A 14,582-nucleotide genomic window follows, 5' to 3' on the forward strand; every position below is an offset into this window, starting at 1 on the left:
ACAGCTATCGTAATCCTTTTCTTTTGCACGTTGACTACACTCCAATGGCAACATATTTTTCTATTAAAAAGTGAGGTAATCGGTCGATGATAAATATTCTTGTCACATTAAATGCCAATTATTTACCCCCTTTAAAGGTGTTACTAAAATCATTATTCACCAATAACCCAACGGATGCTTTCACCATATATTTATTACATACGGACATTTCTGAAGCTGAGATGAAGGCTTTATCACAATTTGTGGAGGAAAATCATCAGCAGCTACATCCTATTGTTATTCCTTCCGGTTATTTTGTAAATGCCCCAGTATTTCGCCATTATACAACGGAAATGTATTATCGCTTAGGTGCCCATCTATTTTTACCGAAATCTGTAGAGCGGATTCTTTATTTAGATCCAGATATTGTTGTAATTAATCCTATTTCTGAATTTTATCAGCTTCCATTTGACGATAATTTATTTATTGCAGCCGAGCATGAACATTCCACCAAAATGATTCGTTCCTTAAACAAACTCCGTTTAAGAACACCACTTGCGAAAGGATATTTTAATACTGGAGTACTATTAATGAACATCCAAAAAATAAGAGAAGCAGTTAAATTAGAAGATATTTATCAATTTATCGAGGAACATAAATTTCGCTTAGTATTACCCGACCAGGATGTATTAAATGCACTATATTGGGACAAAATCAAACCGGTTGATGGGTTTCGATACAATTATGATGCACGCTTCTTTCAGTTAACGAAACTTCTTCCTTCAGAAAAAAATGATCTTAACTGGATTAAAGAGAATACCGTCTTTATCCATTATTGCGGAAAGGAAAAGCCTTGGCACGACGATTACAAAGGGGAGCTTGGAAGTTTTTATAAAGCATATGAAGACTTACGATAACGGAATGAATTTCAGAAAAAAATAATTAGTAGTAACAAATTTCTTTGACAAAATATTTGTAAAAAATTACACTCATGATAGAAATGAATATATCCTTTAGGAGATGAAAACATTGCGAGAAGATTTAATTAAACGATTTACTACATATGTAAAAGTGGATACGCAATCCGATGAAAATAGTGAAACTTGTCCTTCTACTCCTGGACAATTAACATTATTAAATATGTTATTGGAAGAATTGAAGGAAATTGGCATGGAGGAAGCTTCCATTGATGAGAATGGATATGTATTTGCCACACTACCTGCTAATACCGATAAAGACGTACCAACGATTGGATTTTTAGCACATGTTGATACAGCTACTGATTTCACAGGTAAAAATGTAAATCCTCAAATCGTAGAAAACTATGATGGTGGCGAAATTGTTCTTAATAAGGAATTAAATCTTGTATTATCTCCAAGCGCATTCCCTAATTTAAACTATTATAAAGGACAAACGCTTATTACGACAGATGGCACAACGCTCCTTGGAGCAGATGATAAATCTGGCGTCGCAGAAATCATGACAGCAATGGATTATTTAATTAAACATCCAGAAATAAAACATGGAAAAATTCGTGTAGCCTTTACCCCAGATGAAGAAATCGGTCGCGGACCACATAAATTTGATGTAGAACGTTTTGGAGCTAAATATGCCTACACAATGGATGGCGGCCCACTAGGTGAGCTTGAATATGAAACATTTAACGGTGCAGCTGCAAAAATCACGATTTCTGGGACAAATATTCACCCTGGATCTGCAAAAGGAAAAATGGTAAATTCCATTAAAATTGGGATGGAACTAAACAGTATGCTTCCACAGGAAGAGGCTCCTGAATATACAGAAGGCTATGAAGGCTTCTATCATTTACTTGGTTTCTCGGGCGATGTAGAAAAAACACAAGCCTATTATATTATCCGCGACCATGACCGTGAGAAATTTGAAGCGAAAAAAGCGTATATGACAGAGGTAGTGGAAAAACTACAAGCGAAATACGGAAAAAATACGATTACTTTAGATTTAAAGGATCAATATTATAACATGCGAGAAAAAATTGAACCAGTTAAAGAGGTATTGGACAATGCTCGCGAAGCTCTTGAACGTCTAGAAGTCAAGCCAAAAATTGGCCCCGTTCGTGGTGGAACAGATGGTTCACAGCTTTCCTATATGGGACTTCCAACACCGAACATCTTTGCTGGTGGAGAAAACATGCACGGAAAATTCGAGTATGTATCAGTTGAAACAATGATAAAAGCGACAGAAGTTATTGTAGAGATAGCAAAAATATTTGAAGAAAAAGCATAACCAACAACAAATCATATTCTCAAATAATATTTTTAATTGATAATGAGCTAACCATTGGTGAGAACCTCTGGTTAGCCTTTTTCTTGTTCCTTTTCGCTAGATAACTATTCATTTCCCAAATCTATGAAACGAATCATATTTCTCGCATTTATTCATATGATGAAATATAATTATAATATAAGCTTTACGAACATCTACATAAAAGCAATTGTTTCACTACTTCTACATAAATACCTAGTAATTTTTATCTACCTTCGATTACAAACTATATTATGAAAATAGTTAATTATCTCTTCTATTATTGATCCTTGTTCATTTTAATTATTGGTTGTATTCTTATAGATTGTTGCTTTTGTAAATAACAATCAGAATGGTATAACCTTCGCATCCATATGAGTGAGAGTCTCTATGAATTTGTTCCATTCAGTAGTTCATAAAACATTCTTTTACAACAAATTCCTATTTAGTTATTTAAAATTATTATAAAAAAGTATTGATTTTTTACTAATAAATGTTATCATTTATTAAGATTAAAAATTTTTATGTTGAGGTGATGTGTAAATGACAAACTATCGTCAAACAACTAGTTGGGGTGCTCCAGTTGGGGATAATCAAAACTCCATTACAGCTGGTTCTCGTGGACCTGTACTTATTCAAGATGTTCATTTATTAGAAAAACTAGCACATTTTAACAGAGAACGTGTACCTGAGCGTGTAGTTCATGCCAAAGGTGGCGGCGCACATGGTTACTTTGAAGTTACAAATGATTTATCTAAATATACAAAAGCAAAAGTATTCAATGGTGTAGGAAAACGTACAGACTTATTCATCCGTTTCTCTACAGTTGCAGGTGAACTAGGATCTGCAGACACTGTACGTGACCCACGTGGTTTCGCAGTAAAATTCTATACAGAAGAAGGAAATTACGACATCGTTGGTAATAACACACCAATTTTCTTTATCCGCGATGCGATTAAATTCCCTGATTTCATTCACACACAAAAACGTGATCCGAAAACACATTTGAAAAACCCTACAGCTGTTTGGGATTTCTGGTCTCTATCTCCAGAATCTTTACACCAAGTTACATATTTAATGGGTGACCGTGGTATTCCTGCAACATGGCGTCATATGAACGGTTACGGAAGCCATACATTCAAATGGGTGAATGAAGCTGGCGAAGGGGTTTGGGTGAAATATCACTTCATCTCCGATCAAGGCGTGAAGAACTTATCTTCTGACGTTGCTGATAAAATGGCTGGGGAAAACCCTGACTACCATATCGAAGACTTATTCAATGCAATTGAAACAGGTGACTATCCTTCTTGGACATTATTTGTACAAATTATGCCTCTAGAAGATGCAAACACATACAAATGGGATCCATTTGATGTAACAAAAGTATGGTCACATAAAGATTACCCACTAATTGAAGTTGGTAAAATGGTATTAAATAGAAACCCAGAAAACTACTTTGCAGAAGTAGAGCAAGTAACATTATCTCCTGGAAACATGGTTCCTGGTGTAGAACCATCTCCAGATAAAATGCTTCAAGGTCGTTTATTTGCATATGCGGATGCACATCGCTACCGTGTAGGTGTGAACCATAATCAATTACCAATTAACCGTCCAAAAGCAGCAGTAAATAACTATCAACGCGATGGTTTCATGACTGGAAATGGAAACGGTGGCGGTTCAGTATATTATGAACCTAATAGTTTCGGTGGACCTAAAGAAGACGCAAGTGCAAAAATTTCACCATTCGAAGTTACTGGTGTAGCTGCTAGCGTAAGCTATAACGCAGATGACCATTATACACAAGCTGGTGATTTATACCGCTTAATGAGTGAAGATGAAAAAGCACGTTTAGTAGAAAATATTGTTGGCGCGATGAAGCCAGTAGCATTAGAAGAAATTAAACTTCGTCAAATCGAACATTTCTACAAGGCTGATCCTGACTACGGTACTCGAGTTGCACAAGGATTAGGATTATCTGTACCTGAAGCCGTAAAATAATTGTTTTACCAATCATTCGCATTCTCAATTTATATCAAAAGAAGCCTGCTTCTCCATGAAGCAGGCTTCTTTTTGCTTTATTTTACTACTACTATTCTCCGACTTTTTCTACCTTCGGATAGTCTACACCAAATGTATCTACCGTTACCTTTTTCATCACTTGATCTTCTAATGGTTTATCCAGCCCATTTCGATCAACTTGAACAATTTGATCAACTACTTCCATTCCTTCTGTAACTTTACCAAACGCTGCGTATTGCCCGTCCAAATGAGTTGATTCCTCTACCATAATGAAAAATTGTGATCCAGCAGAATCTGGACTTTGTGCTCGTGCCATCGAAATGACTCCACGTTCATGTTTTAAATTATTTTCAAAACCATTAGCGGCAAATTCTCCTTTGATAGCATAACCTGGTCCACCAATTCCGGTCCCTTCTGGATCGCCACCTTGAATCATAAATCCAGGTATTACTCGGTGGAAAATAAGACCATCATAAAAACCACTATCTACTAGGGAAATAAAATTTGCTACCGTATTTGGTGCGATATCCGGATATAATTCTACTTTTATTTGTTGCCCATCTTCCATTTCTATTGTCACTACAGGATTTTTTTCTTTCCCACCAGCTCCGTTCTTACTAGTTCCGCAACCACTAATTAACAATAGAGCCAATAGAGCAGTCATAAATAAAGCGATTAGCTTTTTATTCATTTGTATGCCACCTTTCCTTTACTCGTCTTTTCACCTACTATTTTAGTGAAAACAAAAAAATAAGAGCGATTTGAAAGTTTTTTTCAAACCGCTCTTATATATTTCATTATCCACTTCTTATTTTCCTCTTTTTTCGCCTAAAGATTATTTCGTTTCTTTACGAAAACCAGTGTTTGCACGGAACTTCACCTCTGCAAAGCGTGTTAAATCCTTTTTCCCTGATAGAACTGTTCCAACAAGTCCACCTAAAAATCCTAATGGAACAGAAACAATCGCAGGATTTGTTAATGGGAATATTGGATCTCCTACGAAAATAGCTGCACCTTCTACTGGTGAGAAAACACTTGGACTCATACTAACTAGAACCAATGCTGATATAAGTCCAGAGAGCATCGCCGTTACCGCTCCTGCAGTATTGAACCTCTTCCAATAAATCGTATAGATGATGACTGGTAGGTTCGCACTTCCAGCAATACAAAATGCTAGTGAAACTAGGAAAGCAACATTCATATTTTGCGCAAATAATGCAATGAGAATGGAAAGGATAGCTACTCCGACAGAAGCATACTTTGCTGCATACATTTGTTGCTTTTCAGTAACCTTTCCTTTTTTAATGATTTGTCCATAAATATCGTGTGCAAATGCAGAGGCACCAGACAGTACGAGGCCTGCCACAACTGCTAAAATCGTAGCAAACGCTACCGCTGATATAAAGGACATTAAGAAATCCCCACCGAGAACTTCGGCAAGTAGTGGTGCTGCCATATTTCCAGCAGAATTTGCTGCAACAATCGTGTCTGAGCCAACAAATGCTGCTGCTCCAAAGCCTAAGAAGATAGTTAAAATATAAAAGACCCCAACAATCCACGTAGCCCACATGACCGAACTACGTGCAGTTTTTGCATCTCGAACGGTAAAAAATCGCATCAATATATGTGGTAAACCTGCAGTACCTAACACTAATGCTGTCATCAAGGACAATGTATCCAACGGCACTTTATACTTCACACCCGGATTTAAATAATCTTCCCCAAGTGGTGTTGCTGTTTTCATTTCACTAAACATCGTGGAAATATTAAAATTAAATTTCGAGAGAACAATGAATGAAATTACTACGGTTGCCGCCATTAATAAAACTGCTTTAATGATTTGCACCCAGCTAGTTGCCGTCATTCCTCCAAATAACACGTAGATCGTCATCATTACCCCTACAATTAAAACAGCTACCCAGTAATCAATATTAAATAATAATTGAATAAGCGCACCAGCCCCCACTAGCTGCGCTATCATATAAAAAATCACAATCGTAATTGTACTTATAGCTGCAACACCACGGACCTTTTTGGCATCAAAGCGTGAATTAATCATGTCCGCCAATGTGTATTTCCCAAGGTTCCGAAGTGGTTCGGCAACAATGAAAAGCACTACTAAATATGCTACTAAGTAACCTAAACTGAAGAAAAATCCATCAAAACCCGTTAAAGCAATTGCACCAGCAATCCCTAAAAAGGACGCCGCCGATAAATAGTCCCCGGCAATTGCTAAACCATTTTGCCAGCCCGTTAATCCACCCCCTGCCGTATAAAATTCACTCGTTGTTTTTGTTCTTTTGGCTGCATAATATGTTACAACTAATGTACTAAGAACTATGAGTAAAAATAGGATAATGACGGTTGGGTTCATTGCTCCTTCCCTCCTTTAGAAACTTCCTCTTCCACTATTTTTTGTGCAAGCATATCAAAGGCTGCTGACTTTTTCATATAAATGGTGACAAGTGTCCATGTCATAATAAATTGTGCTAATGCAAATATCCAGACCCATGTAATATCTCCTATGGCTGGCTGATGTAGAATTTTCGTATAGGATGTTAAAATCGGTAAAGCAAAGTAGAAGACTAAAAAAAAGATAGTTAATGGAACAATAAACTTCTTCTTACGATCCATTAATTCTTTAAATTCCTTTGACTCTACTACCTTTTCAAACTTATTTTTTTCTTTCCCATCGTGATGTCTCCCCTCACCCATAAAAAACACCTCCTGTTTTAATAGCGCTTACATTTTGTTCGAAAATTGTTCACTTTTTTCTGGAATATCCTTACATACTCCAGCTATTTTATATGTATGTCTAATCAAAAATTGTATGTATATAATCTAGAGAATACTGATTTGAAATTTTTTTGTTGACAATTAAATACTTTCTTGCAATAATAACTAGGACAAATAAATGAGTACCTTTAAGGCAGTCCTGAGAGGCTGGCAAGGTTGGCGGAATATAACATAGTTTAGTACTATGTCATGTTTAAAAATAAATTTTTAGATTTCTAGAAAAATTTATTTTTAGACAGAAAGCAAACACCTTGCCTTTTACAGGTAAGGTGTTTTTTTATGCCAATAGTAAAAGGATACCATTAAAAAGTGAACTCATGGAAATATTATTATAAAAGGAGCGATTACTATGGAACAAAGAGAAATTCAAGTAGACGAACGATTACCATTATCAAAAAGTTTACCACTTAGTCTTCAGCACTTATTCGCAATGTTTGGGTCAACAGTATTAGTACCTATTCTATTTGGTGTAAATCCTGCCATTATTTTATTGATGAACGGGATTGGTACATTACTTTACCTATTTATGACAAAAGGAAAAATTCCTGCCTATTTAGGTTCAAGCTTTGCTTTTCTATCTCCTGTATTTGCAGTATTAGAAAACCACCCAAATGGCGATGGTTTTAGTTACGCATTAGGCGGTTTCTTAGCAGTAGGTATTATCCTAACCATCATTGGTTTAATCGTTAAATTTGTGGGAACTGGATGGCTAGACGTCATATTTCCACCAGCAGCAATGGGCGCAATTGTTACCGTTATCGGGCTTGAGCTCGTACCAACAGCAGCAGATATGGCTGGTCTAATTGCTCCAGCAGGCACTGGAAACTGGACAATCGACCCAACAGTAGCTACTGTTTCCTTACTTACATTGGCAATTACGATCATAGCATGGGTAACATTACGCGGATTTTTAAAGATAATCCCAATTTTAATCGGTATTGTGGCAGGCTATATTATTGCATGGTTCTTCGGATTAGTAGATATGGATGCAGTAAAAACCACTTCATTTTTTACAATGCCTGAATTTTACGGTATTAAGTTTAGTCTTACTGATATTTTCATGATCTTACCAGCAGCGTTAGTTCTAGTTCCAGAGCATATCGGTCATTTAATTGTCACTGGGAATATTGTGAAGAAGGATTTAGTGAAGGATCCTGGATTAGATCGTTCCTTAATAGGAAATGGTGTTTCTACCATTATTTCAAGCTTTGTTGGTTCTACTCCAAATACGACATATGGGGAAAACATTGGCGTGCTTGCCATTACAAAAGTATATTCTACATGGGTAATTGGTGGGGCTGCAGTTATTGCAGTTATTTTATCCTTCTTCGGTAAATTCTCTGCATTAATTATGGGAATTCCGGAACCAGTAATGGGCGGTATCTCTTTACTACTCTTTGGAATTATCGCTGTTAGTGGATTGCGGATGTTGGTAGAAGCGAAAGTGGATTACAGTAAATCACAAAACTTAATTTTAACCTGTGTTGTTTTAGTAATTGGTCTAAGTGGTGCTGCAATTGATATCGGACCTGTTCAATTAAAAGGGATGGGACTAGCAACAATTATTGCTATCTTACTAAGCTTGTTCTTTAGATTACTTAATGTTTTAAAATGGACGAATGAGGATTAATAAAAGAACGCAGCTTATACGAAAAGCCTGTAATGAAATATGTTCATTGCAGGCTTTTTTTGCTTTATAATAAATAATTTTTTAAGGACTACAAAAACAGCAGTAAACTTACAGCCATTACTGCCATTCCACCAATTAATCCGTAAATAGAGGTATGCGCTTCATCGTATTTTTTGGCTGCTGGCAGCAACTCATCTAATGAGATAAAAACCATAATACCGGCAACTCCGGCAAAAATAATCCCAAACATGACATCATTTAAAATTGGCATTAACAAAAGATAGGCTGCGATTGCTCCAATAGGTTCCGATAGTCCGGATAAGAAAGAAAGTTTAAATGCCTTTCGTTTACTACCAGTCGCAAAATAAACAGGAACACTAACTGCAATACCTTCTGGAATATTATGAATCGCAATGGCAACCGCTATCGCTATTCCTAAGCCAGGATCTTGGAGGGTTGAGGCGAAGGTGGCAATTCCTTCAGGGAAATTATGAATCCCGATAGCAAGGGCGGCAAACGTTCCCATTTTTAAAAGACTAGGGTCATTAATTAATGATTCCGCCTGATTCATATCTTCTACTTTCTTCACTTCATGGGGATTACTTTGTTTCGGTATAAACTTATCAATTAAGGCTATGAGGATCATTCCCACAAAGAAGCTAATAACGGTTATCCAATTTCCAAAAGGTGACCCCAACGCAGAAACAAGCGAATCTTGTGCTTTTACAAAAATTTCAATCATCGAAACATATATCATAACACCTGCAGAAAATCCTAATGCAAACGAAAGAAATTTCGTATTCGTTGTAGAGGTAAAAAAAGCCAGTAAGCTACCAATACCTGTTGCCAGGCCAGCAAACAAGGTTAATCCAAGAGCTAATAATACACTATCTGTCATACTCTCTCTCCCGTTCTTTATTTTTCAAAGGATCCTATAGATATTCATTTAAAAAAGTTATTCATTTAAAAACTTATTCTTCCTCAACACCCTCACTCACCATTCTCCACCGCCATCATATGATGTAAAAAAGCCCAGATTTACTTTAACTCCATTTAGGAAGGGAGATTTTTTTATGGGAATTGAATTAGCATTGATTCACTGGGTTTACTTACTTTTCATTCTCCTCATTATCGGCTTTATGGTTTGCCGTTTAGATACTACTATTCTATGTATTGTCGGGATATTCTTTATCGCTATTATCGCAACTGGCTCCCTGACAGATTCGATTATGAGTATTTTTTCTAGCTTCTTATATGCCATAACGGAGCTATTACCTACCATACTTATTATCTCGTTAATTGTTGCGATGAGTAAAACGTTAACGCAAACGGGGATTAATGATGTCATGATTGCACCGTTTGGGAAAATTATTCGAACACCGGCACTGGCTTATTGGACGATTGGAATTTTAATGATGGTAATTTCCTTTTTCTTCTGGCCATCGCCAGCTGTCGCATTGCTTGGTGCTGTATTACTGCCTGTTGCGATTCGTGCTGGCCTCCCGGCAATTGGGGTTGCTATTGCAATGAATTTATTTGGGCACGGCATTGCACTGTCGGGTGATTACATTATTCAAGCAGCCCCAAAATTAACTGCTGATGCCGCTGGATTACCAGTCGGAGATGTTATTCAAGCAAGTATACCGCTTGTTATCATTATGGGTGCTGTTACAACCTTTACTGCTTTTCTATTTTTAAAAGGTGATATGAAAAAAGGAAAATTAGATAATGTCAAAACCTATTCAGGTGCAGTTGAAAAAGTGGAAGTTGTAAATGTATTAACAACTACGCAAAAAAGAATATTCGCTATCGTGATTCCGATTTTATTTTTATTAAATGTCATCGCTATGTTTGTATTTCATCTACAAGGTGGAGATGCTACTGCATTAGTTGGTGGTACTGCTATTTTGATTTTTCTATTAATCAATCTTACAGGATTCAAATTAGCGGGCTTAAATAAAACAACGAAGCGAATTATTGACGGATTCCAATTTGGGTTCAAAGTATTCGGCCCGGTCATCCCAATTGCTGCTTTTTTCTATTTAGGTGATGCAGGATTTGGAACGATTATAGGGGATTTCTTGCCGGATAAATCCAATGGTATTGTCAACGATCTCGGAGTCGCTTTAGCATCCATTGTCCCTTTAACAAGTGAGGTTGGTGCGGTAACGTTAACGATTGTAGGAGCTATTACTGGATTAGACGGATCCGGATTTTCTGGAATATCACTTGCCGGTTCCATCGCAAACCTATTTTCCACGGCAATGGGGGACGGGGCAGCGACCTTTACTGCACTTGGTCAAATTTCTGCTATTTGGGTCGGGGGTGGTACATTAATTCCATGGGCACTCATCCCAGCTGCAGCAATTTGTAATGTAGATCCGTTTGAATTAGCTAGAAAAAATTTGATTCCTGTTATCATTGGATTAATGGTTACGACAATTGCCGCTATGTTTCTTGTCTAAAACAGCTCCAGAAGAGCAGCTCCCATTAGAGCTGTTCTTTTTTATTGAATGTTTTCTTAAAAAAATACATTAGTCTGCTAAGCTCACTATCTCGTGAAATAACAACAATCCTTTAGAAAACAGTCAAATAAAAAGACCAGTCTCTTATTCGAAACTGGTCTTCAATGTCAAAGAAATAGCCACATTTGCCGTATACAGATAATGAAGTTTTAAAACCACCACTCCTAAAAGTGGGTGTTTGCAGCAGCGTTCCTGCATGTCCCCCAAGTCCTGTAGACAGAGGCTTGTCATTTCCGCTACATCTCTAAAAACTCCCGATTAAATAAATAGGTGAAAAACTTATTAACATTACGTACAACGTAGCTTATAAATAAATAGTATATGAAATGCGGGAAAATATCAAGTGGTACATTTTTGTTAAAGAGTAGCAGTGAACTTTCAATATTATTCATATTTCATGATTACCAATTTTATCAACGGTTGTTCATGCGGAATGCGGACATACTATAAATATCAACAAAATTAATTTTTTCCATATTATCGGTCTACTGTAAAATACTACCAATGGATATGAGGTGATTTACATGCACGGACAGAGTAACTCTAACTATTTGCTCCTATATTACATAATATCCCTAATGAGCATGGATATACTTCTAAAAATCGTGACGAAAGGGACCATATTCTCACTTGATACTTTCCTTTCCTTTTTATTTATTTGCTCCTATTCGCTGCTGTTTTATTTTATCAGTAGAATTTCGACAGTGAAAATCAATTTTGCGCTATCCGTTTTTTTACTTTCGACTACTGCTTTGCTTTACTCCAGTCAGTTCATTTATTTCAAGTTTTTCAAAACCTTTTATACTTTGTTTTCTGTCGGAAACATGACACAAATAACGGAATTTTGGAAGGATATCGCTTGGCTTACAGCTAATAATTTGCTCTGGATTATCCTATTATTCCTGCCAGCAATCCTTATTTTCTTCATAGGGAAAAGGATATTTTCCTTCGAAAAACTACCGTTGCAATCACTATATACGACGATTGCATATTGCTTTCTTTTCAACATCGCAAGCATCTATATTATTGATCATACCGATCAATCAAATAACACCGCATATGATTTATATTATAAAAGTACCGCTCCTGTTCTATCGGTACAAAAGCTTGGCTTATTGACGACGATGCGCTTAGACCTACAAAGACAGTTTACAGATTGGTCGCCTAGCATCACAGAAGCTGCACCAATGTATCCAGATGTTGATTCCTCTAAGACTCAAAAGCCACAAGAAAATGATACGAATGGCGAGACAAAGGTGGAAGCACAAATACTACCAATTAATTTCGATTCGTTAATTGCTCAGGAAAAAAACGATAAAGTAAAAGAACTTCATCAATACTTTTCCACCGTCCCGCCAACAAATAAGAATGCATTTACTGGGAAGTTCAAGGACTATAATCTCATTTTCATTACTGCGGAAGCTTTTTCACCTTATGCAATAGATAAAGAGCTGACACCAACCCTTTATCAAATGACACATAACGGGTATCAATTTACCAATTTTTATAATCCGATTTGGGGTGTTAGTACATCCGACGGGGAATATGTTGCGACGACTGGATTAATTCCAAAAGGTGGAGTATGGAGCTTTTATCGCTCCGCTAACAACTCCCTTCCATTCGTGATGGGCAATCAATTGAGAAAGTTAGGTTATAAAACGGTAGCCTACCATGATCATACATTCGACTATTATCGTCGAGACGTTTCTCACCCAAATATGGGTTACACCTATAAAGCAGTTGGTAATGGATTAGAACTTAAGGATACTTGGCCGGAATCAGATGTTGAAATGATGAAAATAACCATTCCAGAATATATCAATGAGCAGCCTTTCCATGCATATTACATGACGGTAAGCGGACATATGCAATATAGCTTTTCCGGGAACTATATTGCCCATAAAAATAAAAAATCGGTCGAAAATCTCCCATACTCAGATCAAGCAAAAGCATATTTGGCTACCCAAATCGAATTAGATCGGGCATTAAAATTTCTATTAGAAAGCTTAGAGAAAGCAGGAATTGCCGACAGGACATTGATTGCTATTAGTCCCGATCATTATCCATATGGGCTTGAAAAAAAGGCAATCGATGAACTAGCTGGACATGCTGTGGAGGATAATTTTGAGCTATATAAAAGTAGTTTCATTTTGTATTCAAAAAATATGGAGCCGACTACCGTTTCAGCTCCGACATCAAGCTTAGACATCATTCCTACTCTATCCAATTTGCTTGGATTATCGTATGACTCGAGGTTGTTAATGGGAAGAGATGTATTTTCCGATGCTAAACCACTCGTGATTTTTCAAAACAAAAGCTTTATTACCGATAAAGGAAAATATAATGCAGTAACCCACCAGTTTTTTCCTAATAAAGGGGTAACCGTTGATAAACAATATATTGGCCAAATGGCTGCCATCGTGAACAGTAAATTTTATTACTCCGCAAAAATTCTTGATTTAAATTATTACGCCAAAATACCGCTGTTATCAACTAAAAGGTAAGTAAATAAAGCGGACTGACCATGGTAGAATACTGCTGGTCAGCCCGCTTTCTTATTCCTCCTCAATTTCGATTTCTCCTTTATAGCTACCTTTATAAAATTCCAATTCCATATTGCCTTCACCAGAAACGGAGCTGAAGGAATACGTACTATTTTGCTCAATTTTTTTCGTAAAGACGACATCATCATTAGAATCCGTAATAATTACATTAATTTTCGCCCCAGGAGATAAGTTGCGAAAGGTGATTTTATTATTTTTGTTAAGCATGACAATCTTCTCAGTATTTTCTTTTGTCGAAGCATTTATCGAAAAGTTCATTCGATTTTCAGCAATATCACCAATTACTACTTGGGAGCTAGATGTGTGATAGCTTCCAAAGGCAAATATCGATACAATTAAAAAAATACCAAGAATGATGATAACGGAACCAATACCTATTACAATAGCAAGTAATGCTTTTTTCACACTGTCCACCCCTCTACTATTATAAAAACAACCTTTTTATAAAACTATACTAAAATTTCTGTGTAATATAAATATTTTTTATTATTATTTTCTTCTTTATAGATAACCAAATTAAACATATTACCAACCTATCCTTTTTCTTGAAAACTACCTATCTATCGATTATCATTTAATTAGAGTTCAAATTAAATATGGTGATTCAGGTTGATTCTATATGGAATCATTAAAAGGGAAGTCGGTGTGAATCCGACGCGGTCCCGCCACTGTAAATGAGAGTTCTCTATTGCAAACCACTGTCCAATGGATGGGAAGGAAATAGTGAATGATGATCATGAGCCAGGAGACCTGCCTGTTATCGAACGCCGAAACCCTACGGTGGATAGG

At 36.6% G+C, this 14,582-nt stretch carries 11 protein-coding genes, 1 other RNA gene and 1 riboswitch; of the genes, 6 read left to right on the top strand and 6 right to left on the bottom strand.

The features are described from left to right. The first annotated feature begins 86 nt into the window (after positions 1-86). The 3 genes from OEV98_RS07395 to katA all read left to right on the top strand — a co-directional run bounded on the left by OEV98_RS07395 (position 87) and on the right by katA (position 4,257). Positions 87-896 carry a glycosyltransferase family 8 protein gene (locus OEV98_RS07395; RefSeq protein ID WP_263072587.1) on the top strand — a complete coding sequence of 270 codons (810 nt, stop codon included), beginning with the start codon at positions 87-89 and terminating at the stop codon, positions 894-896. A 103-nt stretch (positions 897-999) separates the two neighbouring features. Further along, positions 1,000-2,241: a peptidase T gene (pepT, locus tag OEV98_RS07400; protein WP_407676492.1), complete on the top strand. Its 1,242-nt coding sequence runs from the start codon at positions 1,000-1,002 to the stop codon at positions 2,239-2,241. A 561-nt stretch (positions 2,242-2,802) separates the two neighbouring features. Further along, complete coding sequence (gene katA / locus OEV98_RS07405; RefSeq protein WP_263072589.1) at positions 2,803-4,257, top strand: catalase KatA; 1,455 nt, start codon at positions 2,803-2,805, stop codon at positions 4,255-4,257. 91 nt (positions 4,258-4,348) lie between these two features. Here the strand turns inward: katA and OEV98_RS07410 are convergent, their stop codons facing one another. The 3 genes from OEV98_RS07410 to OEV98_RS07420 form a co-directional block, all read right to left on the bottom strand. Beyond that, positions 4,349-4,969, bottom strand: coding sequence for a peptidylprolyl isomerase (locus tag OEV98_RS07410; RefSeq protein WP_263072590.1), 621 nt, complete (start codon positions 4,967-4,969; stop codon positions 4,349-4,351). Between the two features lie 144 nt (positions 4,970-5,113). Continuing rightward, the gene (locus OEV98_RS07415) at positions 5,114-6,652 is read right to left on the bottom strand and encodes a solute symporter family protein (RefSeq protein WP_263072591.1); all 1,539 of its coding nucleotides are present in this window, start codon (positions 6,650-6,652) and stop codon (positions 5,114-5,116) included. Then, complete coding sequence (locus OEV98_RS07420) at positions 6,649-6,993, bottom strand: DUF485 domain-containing protein (protein WP_263072592.1); 345 nt, start codon at positions 6,991-6,993, stop codon at positions 6,649-6,651. Before OEV98_RS07420 ends, OEV98_RS07415 begins: the two co-directional genes overlap by 4 nt. Positions 6,994-7,423: 430 nt before the next feature. Here OEV98_RS07420 and uraA point away from each other — a divergent pair, with 430 nt between their 5' ends. Next, positions 7,424-8,704 carry a uracil permease gene (gene uraA / locus OEV98_RS07425; protein WP_263072593.1) on the top strand — a complete coding sequence of 427 codons (1,281 nt, stop codon included), beginning with the start codon at positions 7,424-7,426 and terminating at the stop codon, positions 8,702-8,704. Positions 8,705-8,792: 88 nt separating this feature from the next. Here the strand turns inward: uraA and zupT are convergent, their stop codons facing one another. Next, positions 8,793-9,602, bottom strand: coding sequence for a zinc transporter ZupT (zupT, locus tag OEV98_RS07430; protein ID WP_263072594.1), 810 nt, complete (start codon positions 9,600-9,602; stop codon positions 8,793-8,795). A 175-nt stretch (positions 9,603-9,777) separates the two neighbouring features. Here zupT and OEV98_RS07435 point away from each other — a divergent pair, with 175 nt between their 5' ends. After that, on the top strand, positions 9,778-11,169 hold the full coding sequence (locus tag OEV98_RS07435; RefSeq protein WP_263072595.1) for a hypothetical protein: 1,392 nt from the start codon (positions 9,778-9,780) through the stop codon (positions 11,167-11,169). A 172-nt stretch (positions 11,170-11,341) separates the two neighbouring features. On the opposite strand, the gene ssrS is transcribed toward OEV98_RS07435, so the two are convergent. Beyond that, positions 11,342-11,538: non-coding RNA, 6S RNA (gene ssrS, locus OEV98_RS07440), on the bottom strand. A gap of 395 nt (positions 11,539-11,933) precedes the next feature. Between ssrS and OEV98_RS07445 the strand changes: the two genes are divergently transcribed. Then, a complete protein-coding gene (locus OEV98_RS07445; protein ID WP_263072596.1) occupies positions 11,934-13,733 on the top strand; it encodes an LTA synthase family protein in 1,800 nt (599 codons plus the stop codon). A 51-nt stretch (positions 13,734-13,784) separates the two neighbouring features. Here the strand turns inward: OEV98_RS07445 and OEV98_RS07450 are convergent, their stop codons facing one another. After that, positions 13,785-14,198, bottom strand: a complete 414-nt coding sequence (locus tag OEV98_RS07450; protein WP_263072597.1) for a hypothetical protein — start codon at positions 14,196-14,198, stop codon at positions 13,785-13,787. A 184-nt stretch (positions 14,199-14,382) separates the two neighbouring features. Further along, a riboswitch (cobalamin riboswitch) is annotated at positions 14,383-14,565 on the top strand. The last annotated feature ends 17 nt before the right edge of the window (positions 14,566-14,582 follow it).

This window comes from Perspicuibacillus lycopersici, assembly GCF_025660475.1.
Lineage (GTDB): Bacteria > Bacillota > Bacilli > Bacillales > Caldibacillaceae > Perspicuibacillus > Perspicuibacillus lycopersici.